The sequence below is a fragment of the Kluyvera sp. CHPC 1.251 genome (assembly GCF_036759945.1).
GTDB lineage: Bacteria > Pseudomonadota > Gammaproteobacteria > Enterobacterales > Enterobacteriaceae > Kluyvera > Kluyvera sichuanensis.
This window is the reverse complement of record NZ_JAPKIC010000013.1, coordinates 50,014-69,957: the sequence shown is the minus strand read 5'-3', so window position 1 is coordinate 69,957 and position 19,944 is coordinate 50,014. Positions and strand designations below refer to the sequence as shown.

Below are 19,944 nucleotides of genomic sequence, written 5' to 3'. Positions count from 1 at the left end.
TATGGTTCCAAAATAGGCAGTAGCTGTATATACTCACAGCATAACTGTATATACACCCAGGGGGCGGAATGAAAGCGTTAACGACCAGGCAGCAAGAGGTGTTTGATCTCATTCGGGATCACATCAGCCAGACGGGCATGCCGCCAACGCGTGCGGAAATTGCTCAGCGCTTGGGGTTCCGTTCCCCGAACGCAGCTGAAGAGCACCTGAAAGCGCTGGCACGTAAAGGCGTCCTTGAGATTGTTTCAGGCGCTTCTCGTGGTATCCGCCTGCTGGTAGAAGAAGAAGAGGGCCTGCCGCTGGTAGGCCGCGTCGCGGCGGGCGAACCGCTGCTGGCGCAGCAGCACATCGAAGGTCACTATCAGGTTGATCCCTCGTTGTTTAAACCGAGCGCAGACTTCCTGCTGCGCGTCAGCGGTATGTCGATGAAAGACATCGGTATTATGGATGGCGACCTGCTTGCCGTGCATAAAACCCAGGACGTACGTAACGGCCAGGTTGTGGTCGCGCGTATCGACGAAGAAGTGACGGTGAAACGCCTGAAAAAACAGGGTAACGTCGTCGAACTGCTGCCAGAAAACAGCGAATTTAAACCTATCGTGGTCGATCTGCGTCAGCAGAATTTCTCCATCGAAGGGCTGGCCGTTGGCGTTATCCGCAACGGCGAGTGGCTGTAACTCTCCCCCCATTCTAATGGCTGCGATACTTCCGCTATCGCAGCCTTTTTTCGTTCTGGTCAAAACTCATGCCGCTACTTACTCACGCCGATAAGGCGCTGTGGCGCCTTGCGCTGCCGATGATCTTCTCCAACATTACCGTGCCGTTGCTGGGCCTGGTCGACACCGCCGTTATCGGCCATCTCGATAGTCCCGTCTATCTGGGCGGCGTAGCGATTGGCGCCACGGCAACCAGCTTCCTGTTTATGCTGCTGCTGTTTTTGCGCATGAGCACTACCGGGCTCACGGCGCAGGCGTTTGGCGCGAAGAACCCGCAAGCGCTGGCCCGCGCGCTGGTGCAGCCGCTTATGCTGGCGCTGGGCGCCGGTCTGCTGATTATTCTTTTCAAAACGCCGCTGATTAACCTGGCGCTCTCCATCGTGGGCGGCAGCGGCGAAGTGCTGGAGCAAGCGCGGCGCTTCCTTGATATCCGCTGGCTCAGTGCCCCCGCATCGCTGGCGAACCTGGTGCTGCTTGGCTGGCTGCTGGGCGTGCAGTACGCCCGTGCGCCGGTCGTGCTGCTGGTGGTGGGGAACGTACTGAATATTGTGCTCGACCTGTGGCTGGTGATGGGGCTGCACATGAACGTGCAGGGGGCGGCGCTGGCAACGGCGATTGCCGAATATGCCACGCTGCTGGTGGGGCTGGGGATGGCGCGCAAGGTGCTGGTGATGCGCGGGATTTCGTGGGCGATGCTGAAAACGGCCTGGCAGGGCGATTTTCGCCGCCTGCTGGCGCTCAACCGCGACATCATGCTGCGCTCGTTGCTGCTCCAGCTCTGCTTCGGCGCGGTGACCGTCTTCGGTGCCCGCCTTGGCAGCGAAGTGGTGGCGGTGAACGCGGTGTTGATGACCATGCTGACCTTCACCGCCTATGCGCTGGACGGTTTTGCCTACGCGGTGGAAGCCCATTCCGGGCAGGCCTATGGCGCGCGCGACGGCAGCAAGCTGCTGGAGGTCTGGCGCGCAGCATGCCGCCAGGCGGGCGTCGTGGCGCTGGCGTTTGCGCTGATTTACGCCCTTCTGGGCGAACATATTGTGGCGCTGCTGACGTCGCTGCCTGAGCTACAGCAGCTTGCCGACCGCTATGTGCTCTGGCAGGCGGTGCTGCCGGTGATTGGCGTGTGGTGCTATCTGCTGGACGGGATGTTTATCGGCGCCACTCGCGGCGCGGAGATGCGTAACAGCATGGCGGTGGCCGCCGCAGGGTTTGCGCTCACCATGCTGGCGCTGCCGCTGCTCGGCAACCACGGACTGTGGCTGGCGCTCGCCGTATTCCTTGCGCTACGCGGGCTGTCGCTGGCTTTTATCTGGCGTCGCCACTGGAAAAACAACAGCTGGTTTGCCTGACGAAATGGTTAAAGATTCCGAATAATGAAATGACCTCAGAATGACTGACTACAATTAACCTCACGCTTAGCGAAAAAGATGTCTTTCCTGAAGCATCGGTTTTGCTATTCACTCACTGACGATCGAGGATTCGATGATGAATAAAGACGAAGTCGGCGGTAACTGGAAACAGGTTAAAGGTAAAGTGAAAGAGCAATGGGGCAAACTGACCGATGATGATATGACGGTGATCGAAGGCAAACGCGATCAGCTGGTCGGTAAAATTCAGGAACGCTACGGTTACGCGAAAGATCAGGCCGAGAAAGAGGTGGATAGCTGGGACAAACGCCACAACCACCGCTGGTAATAACGTCCTCCTGCCCGTGCGTACAAGGAAGTACGCTCCCCTTGTTTAGCGCCTGCTAGCGGGATTTCTTCTTAATCTGAATGGTATGGTCGTGATGACAGTGTTCATGCGCGCTGCACGCTTCCACTTCCACGCAGGCTGAACACAGCCCGTGTGCTTCAATCACGTTGTGACGCAGGGCAAAGCCCATTTTGGCCGCCAGCGCATGCATGATGTCTTCTACCCCTTCCGCACACTCTTCTTTCACCACGCCGCAGCGATCGCAGATAAACATGGCGGAGGTGTGGGTTGGCTGATCGAACAGGTGACAGAGCACGTAGCTGTTGGCTGATTCGACCTTATGCACGAAGCCTTGTTCGAGCAAAAACTCCAGCGCGCGATAAACCGTCGGCGGTTTAGCCTGCGGCTCTTTAACGCGCAGCAGGTCAAGCAGGTCGTAGGCGCTAATCGCCCCTTCCTGAAGACTCATCAGACGCAACACTTCCAGACGTTGCGGAGTCAGGCGCACGCCGCGTTGCGCACACAGCTTTTCAGCCTGCGCTAACAGTTCTTGCGTAGTGGTCTTATCCATTGGCGTCCTCGGGTTACGGGTGAAACAAACCCCTACTTTATCATGTTATGCCGGAAACGCCGAGTTTCCGCAGGTGTGCTATAGGTGTGTTATAGCAGGCGTACTTCACACTCAGGATGAAAAATGATGAAAAGACCCGATTGCATTCGCCATTGGCATGATGTTGAAGGACCAGATGACTCCACTTACCCCGACAGCAGCGAGCTTTTTGCTATTGGCGCGCCGCTGGCCCGTGCACTGGGACTGCGGCATCTCGGTATTCACCACGAACGACTGCCGCCAGGTCGCCGCACCTCATACCCGCATGCCGAGAGCGACGAAGAGGAGTTTATCTACGTGCTGGAGGGCTACCCACAGGCGTGGATCAACGGCTATCTGTGGAAGCTGCAGCCGGGAGATAGCGTCGGCTTTCCTGCCGGAACCGGTGTTTGCCATACCTTTATCAACAACACCTCCGAAGAGGTTCGACTGCTGGTGGTGGGGGAGGCGAACAAAAAACACAACCGTATCTATTACCCGCTGAACGCCTCGTATGCCGTGACGCGTGAGGATCGCTGGGTCGATCACCCGCCGCAGTTTTTCGGCCCTCACGACGGAAAACCTGGGCGAAATTAGCCGCATCTTCTATAAAGATTAGGGTGCTTATTAAAAATAACGATAACCGCAGGAAATTTCAGTTAGGGGAACACACCGCTTTTTTCCCCGCTATTCACAGCAACAGTTCGTCTCCATCCGGGTGATAACGGGTGGGGGTTGTTTCATTACCGACAATAAGACGAGCAAACTGTGAATAAAAAAGACAAATTTTCGCTAATGGGGGTCGCTGTCTCCTTTTTCGTGGCGGGACAGGCAGGGGCGGCAAATGGCTGGACGGAGGCGCGTAACGACGCGATGGGCGGCACGGGGGTGGCTTCTGCGAATTATGGCAGCGGCGTACTCATCAACCCGGCGCTGCTGGCGAAGGCGAAGCCGGATGATGATATCACGCTGATTGTGCCGACCATTGGTGCGCAGATTTCCGATAAGGACGATCTGCGCAGCAAAATTGACGATATCAGTGATGATGTGAACAACTACCGGCGGGTGCTGAGCACGAGTGATCTTAGCCAGCTCTTCATTCCGAACAGCCCTGTCTCCCGCCAGATATCAGCAGCGGCAGGCGATCTGGCGAATCAACTCTCCTCGCTGAAAGGAAAAACCGCCAGCGGGAAAGCCGGTGCTGGGCTAGCCGTCAGTATTCCTAACGATACGCTGAACGTGGCTTTCGTGGCGAAAGCGAATGCAAGGGCGAGGGTCAGTTCGTATATCGATCAAGGGGATATTGCGCTTCTGCGCAGCATTCAGTCGAATCCTCTTAATGCGGCCGGTGCGAGTACTCAGGATCTTAAGTCGAAAGGCTACGGCCGCGCAGCGATCGTCAGCGACTACGGCGTGGCTATTGCGCGCCAGTTTGATATCGGCGGCGTGCCGGTGTCGCTGGGCATTACGCCAAAGCTGCAGCAAACCTGGCTCTATAACTACACCACCTCTATTTACAACTTCAGCAGTGACGATATCAACAGCAGCCGCTATCGCAATGACGACACCGGCTTCAACGTTGATGCCGGTCTGGCCGCTGATGTTGGCGATAACTGGACGGTGGGCTTAAGCGGGCAAAACCTGTTCTCCCGCGATATCGACACCAAAGAGGTCGATGGCGTACGCGATACCTACCAGATTCGCCCGCTGGTGACCGCCGGGGTGGCCTGGCATACCGATATGCTGACCCTCAGCGCCGATGGCGATCTCACCGAAACCAAAGGCTTTAAAAGCGAGGAGGCCTCACAGTACGTTGGCGTGGGCGCAGAAGTGCGGCCGCTCGACTGGCTGGCGGTGCGCGCGGGCTATCGTGCCGATGTGAAGAACAACGACAGCAACGTCTTTACCGGCGGCGTTGGCTTTGCGCCATTTAACCGGGTGCACGTTGACCTGATGGGGCTTTATGGCGAAAACCAAACCTGGGGTGCGGGGGCGCAGTTGAGCGTTGCGTTCTAAACCCCGCACTGGCTGTAGGCCTGATGGCGCTGTGCTTATCAGGCCTACAATTTCAGCTAACCTGTAGCCCGGCCAAGCGAAGCGCCGCCGGGGATTCTCCTCCGGCAGTACGTCTCTGCTCAAGCTTTATGCTATAGTAGCGCCCCATTTTTCCGGATGCTTAAATAATCGCCATGTTGTCAGAAACTTCGACTCCTGCTTTCCCCGCTCACCGTTTCTCCATCGCGCCGATGCTCGACTGGACCGACAGACACTGCCGCTACTTCCTGCGCCTGCTGTCGCAGCACACGCTGCTGTATACCGAGATGGTGACCACCGGGGCGATTATTCATGGCAAGGGCGACTATCTGGCCTATAGCGAAGAAGAGCATCCGATTGCGCTGCAGCTTGGCGGCAGCGACCCAGCGGCGCTGGCACACTGCGCGAAGCTGGCGCAAGAGCGCGGCTACGATGAAATTAACCTCAACGTTGGCTGCCCGTCCGACCGCGTGCAGAACGGCATGTTTGGCGCCTGCCTGATGGGCAATGCGCAGCTGGTGGCGGATTGTGTCAAAGCGATGCGCGATGTGGTCTCTATCCCGGTGACGGTCAAAACCCGTATTGGTATCGACGACCAGGACAGCTACGAATTCCTCTGCGATTTTATCGACACGGTCTCCGGCCGAGGCGAGTGCGAGATGTTTATTATTCACGCCCGAAAAGCCTGGCTCTCCGGTTTAAGCCCGAAAGAGAACCGCGAAATTCCACCGCTGGACTACCCGCGCGTCTACCAGCTCAAGCGTGATTTCCCGCACCTGACCATGTCGATCAACGGCGGTATTAAGTCGCTGGAAGAGGCTAAAGCGCATCTGGAACATATGGACGGCGTGATGGTGGGCCGTGAAGCCTATCAGAACCCAGGGATTCTGGCCTCGGTCGACCGTGAAATCTTTGGCGCCACCGATGTTGACGCCGACCCTATCGCGGTGGTGCGCGCCATGTATCCGTACATCGAGCGCGAGCTGAGCAACGGCACCTATCTGGGCCACATCACCCGTCATATGCTGGGCCTGTTCCAGGGCATTCCTGGCGCACGTCAGTGGCGTCGCTACCTGAGCGAGAACGCCCATAAAGCCGGTGCCGATATCAACGTACTGGAACACGCGTTACAGCTGGTGGCCAATAAGCGTTAATTTTTTCACTAAATCCTGGTCAAATTCACCACGCCCTGCACAACGTTGCGGGGCGTTTTTATTGATAATCAATAAGTTAGTTTTGGCACGGTTTTTGTAATAGTTCAGACAGCGATGTTTGAATTCTGGGAGAACCACCATGCTGGAACTGTTATTTGTGATTGGATTTTTTGTGATGCTGCTGGTCACCGGGATTTCACTGCTCGGCATTATTGCCGCGCTGGTGGTGGCCACCGTAATCATGTTCGTCGGCGGGCTGTTTGCGATTATGATTAAGTTACTGCCGTGGCTGATCCTCGCGGTCGCGGTGGTGTGGATTATCCGGGCGATTAATTCACCGAAAGAACGGCCGTATCGCGGCAATTATCGGAGGTATTGAGGTACTCGTCACAACCTCAATAATTTTGCATAAAACCCCATAGGATTTGAGTAATAAATCTGTCACTATTGCCGTCGTTAACGAATTCATCGAGCTGTACCCTACATACAGCCGAACTAAAAAAAGAAAGGGCTTCCTCCGGGAAGCCCTAGTCTTTTGTGCGATACAACCGCTATGGAATCAGCAGGCTTGAACCCTGCGTCGCCCGGCTCTCCAGAATCTCATGCGCGCGTCGCGCGTCCTTCAGCGGGTACTTCTGACTCTCCGCCACGTCCACTTTGATAATGCCGCTCGCAATCAGTGAGAACAGCTCGTGGCTGGCCTCTTTCAGCTCGTCATAGTTGGTAATGTAGCCGTTCAGGGAAGGTCGGGTGGCGAACAGTGAGCCTTTTTGATTAAGAATGCCGAGGTTAACCCCGGTGACCGGGCCGGAAGAGTTACCGAAGCTGACCATCAGCCCGCGGCGCTTTAAGCAGTCCAGCGATGCTTCCCAGGTATCTTTCCCCACCGAGTCGTACACCACCGACAGTTTTTTGCCACCGGTAATTTCTTTGACGCGCTCGGCGATATTTTCATCGCGATAGTTAATCACCTGCCAGGCGCCAGCCTGAAGTGCACGCTGCGCCTTCTCTGCGCTGCCGACGGTGCCGATAAGCTTCGCCCCTAATGCTTTCGCCCACTGGCAGGCAATTAGCCCCACGCCGCCTGCAGCAGCATGGAACAGGAATGCTTCACCGGGTTTGATTTCGTAGGTTTTGCGCAGCAGATAGAAGACGGTTAAGCCTTTGAGGAACGAGGCGGCGGCCTGCTCATAGGAGATTGCCGCTGGAAGCAGGGCGACCTTATCCGCTGGAACGTTATGCACCGAGCTGTAAGCGCCAAGCCCGGACTGCGCGTAGACCACGCGATCGCCCGCCTTGATGTGCTTCACGTTGCTGCCGACCTGGCTGACCACGCCCGCCGCTTCGGTGCCTAAACCGCTCGGCATTGACGGCGGTGGGTACAGCCCGCTGCGAATGTAGGTGTCGATATAGTTGATACCGATGGCCTTGTTTTCCACCTGAACTTCGTTTTCGCCAGGGGCGGATGGGGTGAATTCGACGGCATTCAGCACTTCCGGGCCGCCGTGTTTGCTAAATTCAATGCGGGTTGCCATGGTTCCTCCAGTCTCATTTGGGCTGGGTCAAAAGTGATATAATATGGTAATCTTTCGACCCACTCTTTATCTCGGTAATACCATTCACTATGGCATCAAATAAACCCTTCAACAAACCGCAAACCGAACCTCGCGTCCGCGATTTTCAGGTAGACGGGCTGAAAGTACCGCCGCACTCGATTGAAGCGGAACAGTCGGTGTTGGGCGGGTTAATGCTGGATAACGAGCGCTGGGACGACGTCGCCGAGCGCGTGGTGGCGGAAGATTTCTATACCCGCCCGCACCGTCATATCTTCACGGAGATGGGGCGTTTGCAGGAAGGCGGCAGCCCGATTGACCTGATCACGCTCGCGGAATCGCTGGAGCGTCAGGGGCAACTGGATAGCGTCGGCGGGTTTGCTTATCTGGCAGAACTCTCTAAAAACACGCCAAGTGCGGCAAACATTAGCGCCTATGCCGATATCGTCCGCGAACGTGCCGTTGTCCGTGAAATGATCGCGGTCGCTAACGAGATTGCCGAAGCCGGTTTTGACCCGCAGGGACGCACCAGTGAAGACCTGCTGGATCTCGCGGAGTCCCGCGTCTTTAAAATCGCTGAAAGCCGCGCCAACAAAGACGAAGGCCCGAAAAATATTACCGAAGTGCTCGACGCTACCGTCGCGCGCATCGAACAGCTTTTCCAGCAGCCGCATGACGGCGTCACCGGGGTAAACACCGGCTATGACGACCTCAACAAGAAAACCGCCGGTTTACAGCCATCGGACCTGATCATCGTGGCGGCGCGTCCGTCGATGGGTAAAACCACTTTTGCGATGAACCTCGTCGAAAACGCAGCGATGTTGCAGGATAAACCAGTACTGATCTTCAGTCTCGAGATGCCCTCCGAACAGATTATGATGCGTTCTCTGGCATCGCTATCGCGCGTTGACCAGACCCGTATTCGTACTGGCCAGCTCGATGACGAAGACTGGGCGCGTATCTCCGGCACCATGGGTATCCTGCTGGAAAAACGAAATATCTATATCGATGACTCCTCCGGCCTGACGCCGACGGAAGTGCGTTCCCGCGCGCGCCGTATTGCCCGTGAACACGGCGGCATCGGCCTTATCATGATCGACTACCTTCAGTTGATGCGCGTGCCGTCGCTTTCCGACAACCGTACGCTGGAGATCGCCGAAATTTCCCGCTCGCTCAAAGCGTTAGCCAAAGAGCTGCACGTGCCGGTGGTGGCGCTGTCGCAGCTTAACCGCTCTCTGGAACAGCGTGCGGACAAACGCCCGGTCAACTCCGACCTGCGTGAATCCGGCTCCATCGAGCAGGATGCCGACTTAATCATGTTCATCTACCGTGATGAGGTTTATCACGAAAACAGTGACTTAAAAGGCATCGCCGAGATTATTATCGGTAAACAGCGTAACGGCCCGATCGGCACGGTACGCCTGACGTTTAACGGTCAATGGTCGCGCTTCGATAACTACGCTGGCCCGCAGTACGACGACGAATAACGACACTGAATCAGCAAACACTTATCAAGGAACACAAATGCAAGCGGCAACTGTAGTCATTAACCGCCGCGCTCTGCGACACAACCTGCAACGTCTGCGTGAACTGGCACCTGCCAGCAAGCTGGTTGCGGTGGTGAAAGCGAACGCTTACGGACACGGCCTCCTTGAGACCGCGCGAACGCTCCCCGACGCCGATGCTTTTGGCGTTGCCCGTCTTGAAGAGGCGCTGCGCCTGCGTGAGGGCGGCATTACCCAGCCGATCCTGCTGCTGGAAGGCTTCTTTAATGCGACCGACCTGCCGACGATTGCCGCGCAGCATCTGCATACCGCCGTACATAACATCGAACAGCTTGAAGCGCTGGAAACCGCTGACATCAGCGAGCCGGTCACCGTGTGGATGAAGCTCGACACCGGCATGCACCGTCTGGGCGTACTTCCGGAAGATGCCGATGCGTTCTATCAGCGCCTGAGCCAGTGCAAAAACGTGCGTCAGCCGGTTAACGTGGTCAGCCACTTTGCTCGCGCCGATGAACCGGAATGCGGCGCAACGGAAAAACAGCTCGCTATTTTCACCGCCTTTACTGACGGCAAGCCGGGCCTGCGTTCTATCGCGGCATCCGGCGGCATTCTGCTGTGGCCGCAGTCGCACTTTGACTGGGCGCGCCCTGGTATCATTCTCTACGGCGTCTCTCCGCTGGAGCAGAAGCCGTGGGGCCCGGACTTCGGCATGCAGCCGGTGATGTCGCTGACCTCCAGTCTGATTGCCGTGCGCGAGCATAAAGCCGGTGAACCGGTTGGCTACGGCGGCACCTGGGTCAGCGAACGTGATACCCGCCTTGGCGTGGTCGCGATGGGCTATGGCGACGGTTACCCGCGTGCGGCACCGTCCGGTACGCCTGTGCTGGTCAATGGCCGCGAAGTGCCGATTGTGGGCCGCGTGGCGATGGATATGGTCTGCGTTGATTTGGGCCCGAATGCTGCGGATAAAACCGGCGATGAAGTGATTATGTGGGGCGATGGCCTGCCGGTTGAACGCATTGCCGAAATCACAAAAGTGAGTGCTTACGAACTTATTACGCGCCTGACGTCGCGGGTGGCGATGAAGTATATCGATTAAGTATGCTGTGCGCCGGATAGCGCTTACGCTTATCCGGCCTACATCGCGCACTGACCGTAGGCCGGATAAGGCGTTTACGCCGCCATCCGGCAATCTTTTCACCAACCGCAACTACCGCTCGACCTTCCTCCCCATCCGGTTTATTGTGTTATTTCCTGCCTTCTGTAAACCTGGAGAACCATCGCGTGTTTCAAAAAGTTGACGCCTATGCGGGCGACCCTATCCTTTCTTTAATGGAACGCTTTAAAGAAGATCCGCGCAGCGACAAAGTTAACCTCAGCATCGGCCTGTACTACAACGAAGACGGCATTATTCCGCAGCTTCAGGCGGTGGCCGAGGCCGAAGCGCGCCTTAACGCGCAGCCGCACGGTGCGTCGCTGTATCTGCCGATGGAAGGGCTGAACAGTTATCGCCATACCGTGGCTCCGCTGCTGTTTGGCGCCGATCACCCGGTTCTCCAGCAGCAGCGCGTAGCAACCATCCAGACGCTGGGCGGCTCCGGCGCGCTGAAAGTGGGTGCAGATTTCCTCAAGCGCTACTTCCCGGATTCCGGCGTCTGGGTCAGCGACCCAACCTGGGAAAACCATATCGCGATTTTTGAAGGCGCAGGCTTCAAGGTCGGCACTTATCCGTGGTTCGACAACGATACCAACGGCGTGCGCTACGACGCGCTGCTGGAAACGCTGAACACGCTGCCAGCGCGCAGCATCGTGCTGCTGCATCCATGCTGCCACAACCCAACCGGCGCAGATCTGACGCCTGATCAGTGGGACGGCGTGGTGGAAGTGCTGAAAGCCCGTAACCTGATTCCGTTCCTCGACATCGCCTATCAGGGCTTTGGCGCAGGCATGGACGACGACGCCTACGCGATCCGCGCGATTGCCGACGCAGGCCTGCCGGCACTGGTCAGCAACTCGTTCTCCAAAATTTTCTCCCTGTACGGCGAACGCGTCGGCGGCCTGTCGATTATCTGCGAAGATAACGATACCGCGCTGCGCGTACTGGGTCAGTTGAAAGCGACCGTACGCCGCAACTACTCCAGCCCGCCGAACTTCGGCGCGCAGATTGTGGCCGCCGTGCTTGGCGATGCCGAGCTGAAAGCCAACTGGCTGGCAGAAGTGGAAGGGATGCGCACCCGCATTCTGGACATGCGTCAGGCGCTGGTGAACGTGCTGAAAGAAGAAATGCCGAACGGTAACTTCGACTATCTGCTCAAACAGCGTGGGATGTTCAGCTACACCGGCCTGAGCGCCGCACAGGTCGATCGTCTGCGCGATGAGTTTGGTGTCTACCTGATTGCCAGCGGTCGTATGTGCGTGGCAGGCCTCAACAGCCGTAACGTGCAGCGTGTGGCAAAAGCATTTGCGGCAGTGATGTAAGTAAGTGCTCACGCTGGCTCGGAGGTATATTCTGAGCCAGCGTCCTTTCAAAGCACTAAACTGTGATCCCCTTACTTTTTTCAGGATTATTCTGAGATAAACCTTTCAATCGTATCCCTCAGACGGTAAGGTCGCAGTGCTTTTATTTGAAGCAACACTCACTTTATTACAATAACGACTCGACGAATTAAGGGAAAACATGCGCAAGATCACGCAAGCTCTCAGTGCCGTCTGCTTGTTATTTGCACTGAATGCTTCGGTGACGGCTCACGCCTCGTCACCTTCTCCAATCTATCCAGGCACCGACGTTGCGAAGCTGGCCGAACAGGCTCCTATCCACTGGGTTTCCGTGGCGCAAATTGAAAACAGCCTGATGGGCCATCCGCCAATGGCGGTCGGTTTTGATATCGACGACACCGTCCTGTTCTCAAGCCCAGGCTTCTGGCGCGGGCAAAGAACCTACTCTCCGGACAGCCAGGACTACCTGAAGAACCCTGAGTTCTGGGAAAAAATGAATAACGGCTGGGACGCGTTCAGCATCCCGAAAGAAGTGGCGCGTTCGCTGATTGCGATGCACGTGAAGCGCGGCGATAGCATCTACTTCGTCACCGGTCGTAGCCAGACCAAAACCGAAACCGTCTCCAAAACGCTGCAGGATGATTTCCTGATCCCTGGCGCGAACATGAACCCGGTTATTTTTGCCGGTGATGAGCCGGGTCAGAACACCAAGACCCAGTGGCTGAAAGAGAAGAACATCAGGGTGTTCTACGGTGATTCCGATAACGACATCACCGCAGCGCGTGAAGTGGGAGCCCGCGGTATCCGCGTCCTGCGCGCCTCTAACTCGACCTACCGCCCGCTGCCGCAGGCCGGTGCGTTTAACGAAGAAGTGATCGTTAACTCCGAGTACTAACGGCAAACCGTTGTAGGCCGGATAAGGCGTTTACGCCACCATCCGGCAATCTGCTCTATGCTGCCGGATGATGCTTTGCTTATCCGGCCTACAATTCGCACCAATAAATGATGCTTTTTTAGTCAAAATCAGGCGCTGAAAGGTTTATCCTTTCGGCGTCTTGTTGCACACTGAGATGATGCTTTTTTGCACAACGTGGTTTGCGAGACTGAGGAGTATAAAATGATGACCAGTTCGGATCTTCTGCAGTACTGCATGGCGAAGCGTGGCGCGGAACAGAGCGTACACAGCGACTGGAAAGCAACACAAATTAAAGTGGCCGACGTGCTGTTCGCGATGGTGAAGGATGTCGAAGACCGCCCGGCGGTGTCGCTGAAAACCAGCCCTGCACTGGCAGAACTGCTGCGCCAGCAGCATAAAGACGTTCGCCCAAGTCGCCATCTCAACAAAGCGCACTGGAGCACCGTGTACCTGGACGGCTCGCTGCCAGGCTCACAAATTTACTATCTGGTGGATGCGTCGTATCAGCTGGCGGTGGATCTGCTGCCGGAAACGCTCCGACAGCAGATGTACTCGTGATTAACCCAGCAGAGGCTTCAGGAAGCGTGCCGTGTGCGAGGTTTCGCAGTTAGCCACCGTTTCTGGCGTACCGGAAACGAGGATTTCACCGCCGCCGCTGCCGCCTTCCGGACCGAGATCGACAATCCAGTCCGCGGTCTTAATCACGTCCAGGTTGTGCTCGATAACCACAATGGTGTTGCCTTGATCTCTGAGCTGATGCAGCACTTCCAGCAGTTGCTGGATGTCGGCAAAATGCAGGCCGGTGGTCGGCTCGTCCAGAATATAGAGCGTTTGACCGGTGCCGCGTTTTGACAGCTCGCGCGCCAGCTTCACGCGCTGGGCTTCCCCGCCGGAAAGCGTGGTTGCCGACTGGCCGAGGCGGATGTAGGTCAGGCCAACGTCCATCAGCGTTTGCAGCTTACGCGCCAGTGCTGGAACGGCATCGAAGAACTCACGCGCCTCTTCAATGGTCATATCCAGCACTTCGTGGATAGTCTTGCCCTTGTACTTAATCTCCAGCGTTTCGCGGTTATAGCGTTTGCCTTTGCACTGGTCGCACGGCACGTAGATATCCGGCAGGAAGTGCATTTCGACTTTGATTACGCCATCACCCTGACAGGCTTCGCAGCGACCGCCGCGCACGTTAAAGCTGAAACGGCCTGGCGTATAGCCGCGTGAACGCGATTCCGGCACGCCCGCAAACAGCTCACGTACTGGCGTAAAGACGCCGGTGTAGGTTGCCGGGTTGGAACGCGGGGTACGGCCAATTGGGCTCTGGTCGATATCGATAACTTTATCGAAATGTTCCAGCCCCTGAACGTCGCGGTACGGCGCCGGTTCAGCGATGGTCGCGCCGTTTAACTGGGTCTGGGCAATCGGGAACAGCGTGTCGTTAATCAGCGTCGATTTACCGGAACCGGAAACGCCGGTGATGCAGGTAAACAGACCAACCGGCAGCGTCAGGGTGACGTCTTTCAGGTTGTTACCCGAGGCGCCCGTCAGCTTGAGGACTTTTTCCGGGTTTGCCGGTACGCGGTTTTTCGGCACTTCAATTTTGCGTTTGCCGCTCATGAACTGCCCGGTTAACGACTCTGGCACCGCCATAATGTCGTCCAGCGTCCCTTCAGCCACCACCTGGCCACCGTGAACACCGGCACCAGGGCCAATGTCGATAACGTGGTCGGCAGCGCGAATGGCGTCTTCGTCGTGTTCTACCACAATCACCGTATTGCCAAGGTTACGCAGGTGAATCAGCGTGCCGAGCAGACGTTCGTTGTCGCGCTGGTGCAGGCCGATGGACGGCTCATCCAGCACGTACATCACGCCAACCAGCCCCGCGCCAATCTGGCTTGCCAGACGGATACGCTGCGCCTCGCCGCCGGAGAGGGTCTCTGCGGAGCGGGAAAGCGTCAGATAGTTCAGGCCGACGTTGACCAGGAACTTCAGACGGTCACCGATCTCTTTCAGTACTTTTTCTGCAATTTGCGCGCGCTGGCCGGAGAGCTTCAGGTTATTGAAGAAGTCCATCGCGTGACCGATGCTCATATCTGAGATAGTCGGCAGCGGTGTATTTTCAACGTAGACGTGACGCGCTTCGCGACGCAGACGGGTGCCGTCGCAGCTCGCGCATGGACGGTTGCTGATGAACTTTGCCAGCTCCTCGCGCACCGCGCTGGATTCCGTCTCTTTATAGCGGCGCTCCATGTTGTGCAACACGCCTTCGAACGGATGGCGACGCACGGAGGTATCGCCACGGTCATTGATGTATTTGAATTCAATCGACTCTTTGCCAGAGCCGTAGAGAATCGCTTTCTGCGCGGCGGCATCAAGGCTCTCCCACGGCGCTTCAACGTCGAATTCGTAGTGTTCTGCCAGTGACTTCAGCATCTGGAAGTAATAGAAGTTACGACGATCCCAGCCGCGAATCGCGCCGCCGGCCAGCGACAGTTCTGGATTTTGGATCACGCGGTCAGGGTCGAAATACTGCTGCACGCCCAGGCCGTCACAGGTTGGGCACGCGCCTGCCGGGTTGTTGAACGAGAACAGACGTGGCTCAAGCTCGCGCATGCTGTAGCCGCAAATCGGGCAGGCGAAGTTGGCGGAGAACAGCAGCTCTTCCGCTTTCGGGTCGTCCATATCGGCGACCACCGCCGTGCCGCCGGAGAGCTCCAGCGCGGTTTCAAACGATTCCGCCAGACGCTGCGTCAGGTCATCGCGCACTTTAAAGCGGTCAATCACCACTTCGATGGTGTGTTTCTTCTGCAGCTCCAGCTTCGGTGGATCCGACAGATCGCAAACTTCGCCGTCGATACGCGCGCGGATATAGCCCTGGCTTGCCAGGTTTTCCAGCGTTTTGGTGTGCTCACCCTTACGTTCTTTGATGATCGGGGCCAGCAGCATCAGGCGTTTACCTTCCGGCTGCGACAGCACGTTATCGACCATCTGGCTGACGGTTTGCGCTGCCAGCGGCACATCGTGATCCGGGCAGCGTGGCTCACCAACACGAGCATAGAGCAGACGCAGGTAGTCGTGAATTTCGGTAATGGTACCGACCGTCGAACGCGGGTTGTGTGACGTCGACTTCTGCTCGATAGAAATCGCAGGCGACAGCCCTTCAATATGATCGACATCCGGCTTTTCCATCAGCGACAGGAACTGGCGCGCATAGGCAGAAAGCGATTCTACATAGCGACGCTGCCCCTCGGCGTAAAGGGTGTCAAAAGCCAGTGAGGATTTGCCAGACCCGGACAGCCCGGTCACAACAATCAGTTTGTCGCGAGGGATGACGAGGTTGATATTTTTGAGATTATGGGTGCGGGCGCCCCGAACTTCGATCTTATCCATTCACCTTTCCCGGTAGAGGAGATACACGGATTGCCTGGTTTGTTAGAAGGACAAACGGCAGAAACGGCTAATTATGACACAACTTAACCTGAATGAATATACAGTATTGGAATGCCGATTCTGGATGTTGATGAAAATTGCAGCGGGATAAGATGTTTAGTGGAATCTGTCTCCCAGCTACCAAAATACCGTCTGGAAATGATACACTGGCGCGTTTACACTTAATCAAGATTACATTTTCAGGAGAGACAAACATGGCCAGCAGAGGCGTAAACAAGGTGATTCTCGTCGGTAACCTGGGCCAGGACCCGGAAGTACGCTACATGCCGAATGGTGGCGCAGTTGCCAACATTACGCTGGCTACTTCCGAATCCTGGCGCGACAAAGCGACCGGTGAAATGAAAGAGCAGACTGAATGGCACCGTGTTGTGCTGTTCGGCAAGCTGGCGGAAGTAGCAGGTGAATACCTGCGTAAAGGCTCTCAGGTCTACATTGAAGGCCAGCTGCGTACCCGCAAATGGACCGATCAGTCCGGTGCTGAAAAATACACCACCGAAGTCGTGGTTAACGTTGGCGGCACTATGCAGATGCTGGGTGGACGTCAGGGCGGCGGCGCACCAGCAGGTGGCGGTCAGCAGCAGCAGGGCGGTTGGGGTCAGCCTCAGCAGCCACAGGGCGGCAACCAGTTCAGCGGCGGCGCGCAGTCTCGTCCGCAGCAGCAGTCCGCTCCGGCACCGTCTAACGAACCGCCGATGGACTTCGATGACGATATCCCGTTCTGATAAACGGCAGATAACCGTCTGAAAAAAAGCCCCGATTCGTCGGGGTTTTTTTATGCCAATTGCCAGATGCCGATCTCGGGGCGGCTTGGGGCCTACTGCTGCGCCTTATCGCTCGCCGGAATAATCGGCGGCTTCCCGGTCGCCGCCCGCTTGCGGTTGATCTCATCCAGCACCAGCCGATAGGCAATGTAATACTTATAAATATTGCCAACGTAGGTCACCGTCTCCGCGCCTATCTTCTCGGCGGCCAGGTTCTCGACGTTGCCAAACCAGACGTTCGGATCAAAACCGCGTTTCTGCGTCTCTACCCGTAAACGCGCAATCCGCGCCGGGCCTGCGTTATAAGAGGCAAACGAAAACAGCGCCTTATCCAGCTGCGTCATCGGTTCATCGCCGTAATAGCGGTCGATCATCCAGCGCATATACTTCACCCCGGCGTGAATATTGGGGTCGAGCTGTTTGATATCGCCCACCTTCAGCTCCTTGCCGGTTTTGGGCATCACCTGCATCACGCCGATGGCCCCAACGTGGCTACGTACCGACTGATTTAACCGCGACTCCTGGTAGCCCTGCGCCGCCATCAGCAGCCAATCAACGTCATAGCGATCGCCATATTTCCTGAACACCTCCACCATCTTCAGAAATTTACGCCGCTCTTTTTCCGCCGCCGCGTTCTTCACGTATTTCGCGCTCTTCAGGTAGCGCAGCAGCAGCGTATTGCCCAGCGTGCTTCCCTGGCGGTTATCTTTCACAAAGCCGTTTAACTCGGCGAGGAGTTTGGGATTATCTTTGCGCACTGCCCAGGCGATGCTGCCGTTATCGCGCAGCACCACATCCTCATGCACCTGAATTTTGGGAAAGACCTGCTGCCAGAAAACGGCCTTATGATGGTCAACCACCGTCAGCGGGATCAGCCCGGCATTGAGCATCTCCAGCAGATCTTCATCCTCCAGCGCCTCCGGGGCGGCTTTGATGATGACCGGTGGTTTTGCCGCTTTGACGAACTGCGCGTTGAGCGCGGTCAGGCTCTCGTAATAGCTCGACGACTTACGCACAAACACCGTTTTCCCGGAGAGGTCATCCAGGTTTTTGACCTGAGGTGACGCGGGGCCGGAAATCAGCAGCTCTTTGATATCGTTATAGATAGGATGGGTAAAGGCAACCGCCTGCTGGCGGGACGGTGTGATGGTCAGGTTGGCGGCGGCGATATCGCCTTTCCCCTCGTTGAGGGCGGTAAACAGGTTATCGCGGGTCACCGGCACAAAAATTATCCGCACCTTCAGATGCTTCTGCTTAAGCTTCTTATCCTTTGCTAGCTGTGCGTTCAGGCTGCGCTCAAAGGCGGCGAAAATATCGTGCGTCGCGCCGCGCTGCTGGCCTTTGTCGATAAAAAAGAAGGTCTTACTGTAGGTGGTTAATACGCGAATCACGCGGCGATCAAGCATGCCGGGCAGGTCGCCTTTCCACGGCTGCATGATGCTCTCGATATTCACTTCCAGCGCGTCGCGTTGTTCATCCAGTTTGGGGGCGGCATAAACCGGGGTGGACAGCAGCAGGGCGCTTAAACAGAAGGTAATGAGGCGATGAAAAGGGATGGCGTTCATCGTGCGGCACTCCGCAAGGCGCATCCGTCAATTTTAGTCGAACGCGGCTAAAAAACCTGGCGGGAGTGTGGCTTTTTCAGGCCGTCGGAGGCCGCTATCTGGTTAGCATCGATGGCAACCGCTACAATGCACATTTTGTGCCATGGAGAGACATGATGACCAGCCTGAATCGGATGCTGTCGGTACTTGACCTGTTCACTGCAGAACGCCCCGTGTGGGAAGCCGACCGTATCGTGGAAGCGCTGGGATGCTCCACGCCCACCGGCTATCGCTACCTGAAAGAGCTGATGCACGCTGGCCTGCTGCAGCGCTTTAACGGTGGCTATTATGCACTGGGGCCGCGCATCACTCTGCTGGATTATGTTATTCGCAGCACCGACCCTCTGTTGGCCGCCAGCATCCCGCAGATGCGCGAACTGGTGACGTTGACGGGCTGCCATTGTACGCTCTCCAGGCTTGATGGCGATGTGTTTCTCGACCTGCACCATGAGTGCTCGAATCAGGAGATTGCGCTGGTTTACGGCCGAGGCCGCCCGCGCCCGATGTTTTCCGGCAGCGCGCCGAAGGTGGTGATCGCCAACCAAACCTCGAAGCAGCAGCGTGGGCTGTTCGAACGTTATCGTGAAGAGGTGCTGGCGGCAGGATTAGGCGAAACGGAAGAGGCTTTCCTGAAACGGATGCTGCAAATTCGTAAAGCGGGCTGCTACCGGGCGGATGAAGAGTTGGCGGCGGGGGTGTCATCGCTGTCGGTACCGCTGCGATTTGCGCCAAAAGAGCACTGCGCCGCGCTGGCGCTGGTCTCTTCGACTCAACATTTTGCGCAAAACAACGTTGGGGAATGGCAGGAGAAACTCAAAAAAGCGGCCCGGCGCATCAGTGCTGCATTAGACGGGGATACGGCGTTGTAGGCCGGATAAGGCGTTCACGCCGCCATCCGGCAATTTGCCATAAGGTGCCGGATAACGCTTCGCTTATCCGGCCTACAGTATTGAGTGGCAAATTAGTAGAGCGCGACCGGCCATTCTGGCGGCGTCTGACTCATCACTTCAACCATCACATCTTTGATATTGTTAAAGATGGTGGAAATTTCTACCAGGGTGATACCAAGTAAACTGGTTGCGAACCAGCAGGCGGCCGCCAGACCCAGCATGCTGCAAATAGCACCCAGACCGATGTAGTCAGCTTTACGGAGTTTGATTTTCAGGGTACTAGCAACGAACATCAGCACGGCGCTGGTTAACGGCCAGCGTAACAGCGTAACGCCTGCGGTAAGTGAAAGCATGGGACCTTTTCCTCAGAGATAAACAACAAGCTGCCCTGACAGCACTTGTGTAATGAGGCTCTGGGCACTCTGGCTATCTGAAGGCATTCACAAATTGAGTGAAACGGTGTTTCTGTTTCATTTCATTGTGTGAACTATATCACGTTTGTTGCTTTATTCACCAGAGGTAAACGCGGGATTTTTGTCAATCCAATAACCACTTTTAAAACATGGATAAGGCCGCCACACGCGGTG

The 19,944-nt window shown here is 56.5% G+C and carries 19 protein-coding genes; 14 read left to right on the top strand and 5 right to left on the bottom strand.

Going from position 1 to position 19,944, the window contains the following annotated elements; genetic code table 11:
• Positions 1 to 68: 68 nt before the first annotated feature.
• From lexA to V6940_RS20285, 3 genes are all read left to right on the top strand, one after another.
• Positions 69 to 677, top strand: a complete 609-nt coding sequence (lexA, locus tag V6940_RS20295) for a transcriptional repressor LexA (protein ID WP_035897335.1) — start codon at positions 69 to 71, stop codon at positions 675 to 677.
• Positions 678 to 745: 68 nt separating this feature from the next.
• Entirely contained in the window at positions 746 to 2,065 is a 1,320-nt protein-coding gene (gene dinF, locus V6940_RS20290; protein ID WP_220440476.1) for an MATE family efflux transporter DinF, read from the top strand.
• 136 nt (positions 2,066 to 2,201) lie between these two features.
• Entirely contained in the window at positions 2,202 to 2,411 is a 210-nt protein-coding gene (locus V6940_RS20285) for a CsbD family protein (RefSeq protein WP_035897337.1), read from the top strand.
• 55 nt (positions 2,412 to 2,466) lie between these two features.
• Here the strand turns inward: V6940_RS20285 and zur are convergent, their stop codons facing one another.
• On the bottom strand, positions 2,467 to 2,982 hold the full coding sequence (zur, locus tag V6940_RS20280; protein ID WP_035897338.1) for a zinc uptake transcriptional repressor Zur: 516 nt from the start codon (positions 2,980 to 2,982) through the stop codon (positions 2,467 to 2,469).
• A gap of 126 nt (positions 2,983 to 3,108) precedes the next feature.
• Here zur and V6940_RS20275 point away from each other — a divergent pair, with 126 nt between their 5' ends.
• The 4 genes from V6940_RS20275 to pspG all read left to right on the top strand — a co-directional run bounded on the left by V6940_RS20275 (position 3,109) and on the right by pspG (position 6,567).
• The gene (locus tag V6940_RS20275) at positions 3,109 to 3,597 is read left to right on the top strand and encodes a cupin domain-containing protein (protein ID WP_333497115.1); all 489 of its coding nucleotides are present in this window, start codon (positions 3,109 to 3,111) and stop codon (positions 3,595 to 3,597) included.
• Positions 3,598 to 3,768: 171 nt separating this feature from the next.
• Positions 3,769 to 5,016, top strand: coding sequence for a conjugal transfer protein TraF (locus tag V6940_RS20270; RefSeq protein ID WP_333497087.1), 1,248 nt, complete (start codon positions 3,769 to 3,771; stop codon positions 5,014 to 5,016).
• A 173-nt stretch (positions 5,017 to 5,189) separates the two neighbouring features.
• Positions 5,190 to 6,188: a tRNA dihydrouridine(20/20a) synthase DusA gene (gene dusA, locus V6940_RS20265; RefSeq protein WP_333497086.1), complete on the top strand. Its 999-nt coding sequence runs from the start codon at positions 5,190 to 5,192 to the stop codon at positions 6,186 to 6,188.
• Between the two features lie 139 nt (positions 6,189 to 6,327).
• Positions 6,328 to 6,567: an envelope stress response protein PspG gene (gene pspG, locus V6940_RS20260; RefSeq protein WP_333497085.1), complete on the top strand. Its 240-nt coding sequence runs from the start codon at positions 6,328 to 6,330 to the stop codon at positions 6,565 to 6,567.
• A gap of 172 nt (positions 6,568 to 6,739) precedes the next feature.
• Here pspG and V6940_RS20255 read toward each other — a convergent pair whose 3' ends face one another.
• Positions 6,740 to 7,723, bottom strand: a complete 984-nt coding sequence (locus V6940_RS20255) for a quinone oxidoreductase (protein WP_333497084.1) — start codon at positions 7,721 to 7,723, stop codon at positions 6,740 to 6,742.
• Positions 7,724 to 7,812: 89 nt separating this feature from the next.
• Between V6940_RS20255 and dnaB the strand changes: the two genes are divergently transcribed.
• The 5 genes from dnaB to V6940_RS20230 all read left to right on the top strand — a co-directional run bounded on the left by dnaB (position 7,813) and on the right by V6940_RS20230 (position 13,216).
• Positions 7,813 to 9,228, top strand: coding sequence for a replicative DNA helicase (gene dnaB / locus V6940_RS20250; RefSeq protein WP_333497083.1), 1,416 nt, complete (start codon positions 7,813 to 7,815; stop codon positions 9,226 to 9,228).
• A 37-nt stretch (positions 9,229 to 9,265) separates the two neighbouring features.
• Complete coding sequence (gene alr, locus V6940_RS20245; RefSeq protein WP_333497082.1) at positions 9,266 to 10,345, top strand: alanine racemase; 1,080 nt, start codon at positions 9,266 to 9,268, stop codon at positions 10,343 to 10,345.
• Between the two features lie 185 nt (positions 10,346 to 10,530).
• Positions 10,531 to 11,724 carry an aromatic amino acid transaminase gene (gene tyrB, locus V6940_RS20240; RefSeq protein ID WP_333497081.1) on the top strand — a complete coding sequence of 398 codons (1,194 nt, stop codon included), beginning with the start codon at positions 10,531 to 10,533 and terminating at the stop codon, positions 11,722 to 11,724.
• A 199-nt stretch (positions 11,725 to 11,923) separates the two neighbouring features.
• Positions 11,924 to 12,637: an acid phosphatase AphA gene (aphA, locus tag V6940_RS20235; RefSeq protein ID WP_185668458.1), complete on the top strand. Its 714-nt coding sequence runs from the start codon at positions 11,924 to 11,926 to the stop codon at positions 12,635 to 12,637.
• 225 nt (positions 12,638 to 12,862) lie between these two features.
• A complete protein-coding gene (locus tag V6940_RS20230; RefSeq protein WP_333497114.1) occupies positions 12,863 to 13,216 on the top strand; it encodes an MmcQ/YjbR family DNA-binding protein in 354 nt (117 codons plus the stop codon).
• Here V6940_RS20230 and uvrA read toward each other — a convergent pair whose 3' ends face one another.
• Positions 13,217 to 16,042, bottom strand: a complete 2,826-nt coding sequence (gene uvrA, locus V6940_RS20225) for an excinuclease ABC subunit UvrA (RefSeq protein ID WP_333497080.1) — start codon at positions 16,040 to 16,042, stop codon at positions 13,217 to 13,219.
• A gap of 254 nt (positions 16,043 to 16,296) precedes the next feature.
• Here uvrA and ssb1 point away from each other — a divergent pair, with 254 nt between their 5' ends.
• Positions 16,297 to 16,824, top strand: a complete 528-nt coding sequence (gene ssb1 / locus V6940_RS20220; protein ID WP_035896752.1) for a single-stranded DNA-binding protein SSB1 — start codon at positions 16,297 to 16,299, stop codon at positions 16,822 to 16,824.
• A 92-nt stretch (positions 16,825 to 16,916) separates the two neighbouring features.
• Here ssb1 and V6940_RS20215 read toward each other — a convergent pair whose 3' ends face one another.
• Positions 16,917 to 18,428 carry a lytic transglycosylase F gene (locus V6940_RS20215; protein ID WP_333497079.1) on the bottom strand — a complete coding sequence of 504 codons (1,512 nt, stop codon included), beginning with the start codon at positions 18,426 to 18,428 and terminating at the stop codon, positions 16,917 to 16,919.
• 152 nt (positions 18,429 to 18,580) lie between these two features.
• On the opposite strand from V6940_RS20215, the gene V6940_RS20210 reads away from it, so the two are divergent.
• On the top strand, positions 18,581 to 19,336 hold the full coding sequence (locus tag V6940_RS20210) for an IclR family transcriptional regulator (protein WP_333497078.1): 756 nt from the start codon (positions 18,581 to 18,583) through the stop codon (positions 19,334 to 19,336).
• A gap of 92 nt (positions 19,337 to 19,428) precedes the next feature.
• Here the strand turns inward: V6940_RS20210 and V6940_RS20205 are convergent, their stop codons facing one another.
• Positions 19,429 to 19,710, bottom strand: coding sequence for a YjcB family protein (locus V6940_RS20205; RefSeq protein ID WP_035895939.1), 282 nt, complete (start codon positions 19,708 to 19,710; stop codon positions 19,429 to 19,431).
• Between the last annotated feature and the right edge of the window lie 234 nt (positions 19,711 to 19,944).

Bases quoted from the DNA above. Each gene is read 5' to 3' on its own strand.
- lexA (WP_035897335.1), top strand. From the start codon at position 69: ATGAAAGCGTTAACGACCAGGCAGCAAGAGGTGTTTGATCTCATTCGG.
- dinF (WP_220440476.1), top strand. From the start codon at position 746: ATGCCGCTACTTACTCACGCCGATAAGGCGCTGTGGCGCCTTGCGCTG.
- V6940_RS20285 (WP_035897337.1), top strand. From the start codon at position 2,202: ATGAATAAAGACGAAGTCGGCGGTAACTGGAAACAGGTTAAAGGTAAA.
- zur (WP_035897338.1), bottom strand. From the start codon at position 2,982: ATGGATAAGACCACTACGCAAGAACTGTTAGCGCAGGCTGAAAAGCTG.
- V6940_RS20275 (WP_333497115.1), top strand. From the start codon at position 3,109: ATGAAAAGACCCGATTGCATTCGCCATTGGCATGATGTTGAAGGACCA.
- dusA (WP_333497086.1), top strand. From the start codon at position 5,190: ATGTTGTCAGAAACTTCGACTCCTGCTTTCCCCGCTCACCGTTTCTCC.
- pspG (WP_333497085.1), top strand. From the start codon at position 6,328: ATGCTGGAACTGTTATTTGTGATTGGATTTTTTGTGATGCTGCTGGTC.
- V6940_RS20255 (WP_333497084.1), bottom strand. From the start codon at position 7,723: ATGGCAACCCGCATTGAATTTAGCAAACACGGCGGCCCGGAAGTGCTG.
- dnaB (WP_333497083.1), top strand. From the start codon at position 7,813: ATGGCATCAAATAAACCCTTCAACAAACCGCAAACCGAACCTCGCGTC.
- alr (WP_333497082.1), top strand. From the start codon at position 9,266: ATGCAAGCGGCAACTGTAGTCATTAACCGCCGCGCTCTGCGACACAAC.
- aphA (WP_185668458.1), top strand. From the start codon at position 11,924: ATGCGCAAGATCACGCAAGCTCTCAGTGCCGTCTGCTTGTTATTTGCA.
- V6940_RS20230 (WP_333497114.1), top strand. From the start codon at position 12,863: ATGACCAGTTCGGATCTTCTGCAGTACTGCATGGCGAAGCGTGGCGCG.
- uvrA (WP_333497080.1), bottom strand. From the start codon at position 16,042: ATGGATAAGATCGAAGTTCGGGGCGCCCGCACCCATAATCTCAAAAAT.
- ssb1 (WP_035896752.1), top strand. From the start codon at position 16,297: ATGGCCAGCAGAGGCGTAAACAAGGTGATTCTCGTCGGTAACCTGGGC.
- V6940_RS20215 (WP_333497079.1), bottom strand. From the start codon at position 18,428: ATGAACGCCATCCCTTTTCATCGCCTCATTACCTTCTGTTTAAGCGCC.
- V6940_RS20210 (WP_333497078.1), top strand. From the start codon at position 18,581: ATGATGACCAGCCTGAATCGGATGCTGTCGGTACTTGACCTGTTCACT.
- V6940_RS20205 (WP_035895939.1), bottom strand. From the start codon at position 19,710: ATGCTTTCACTTACCGCAGGCGTTACGCTGTTACGCTGGCCGTTAACC.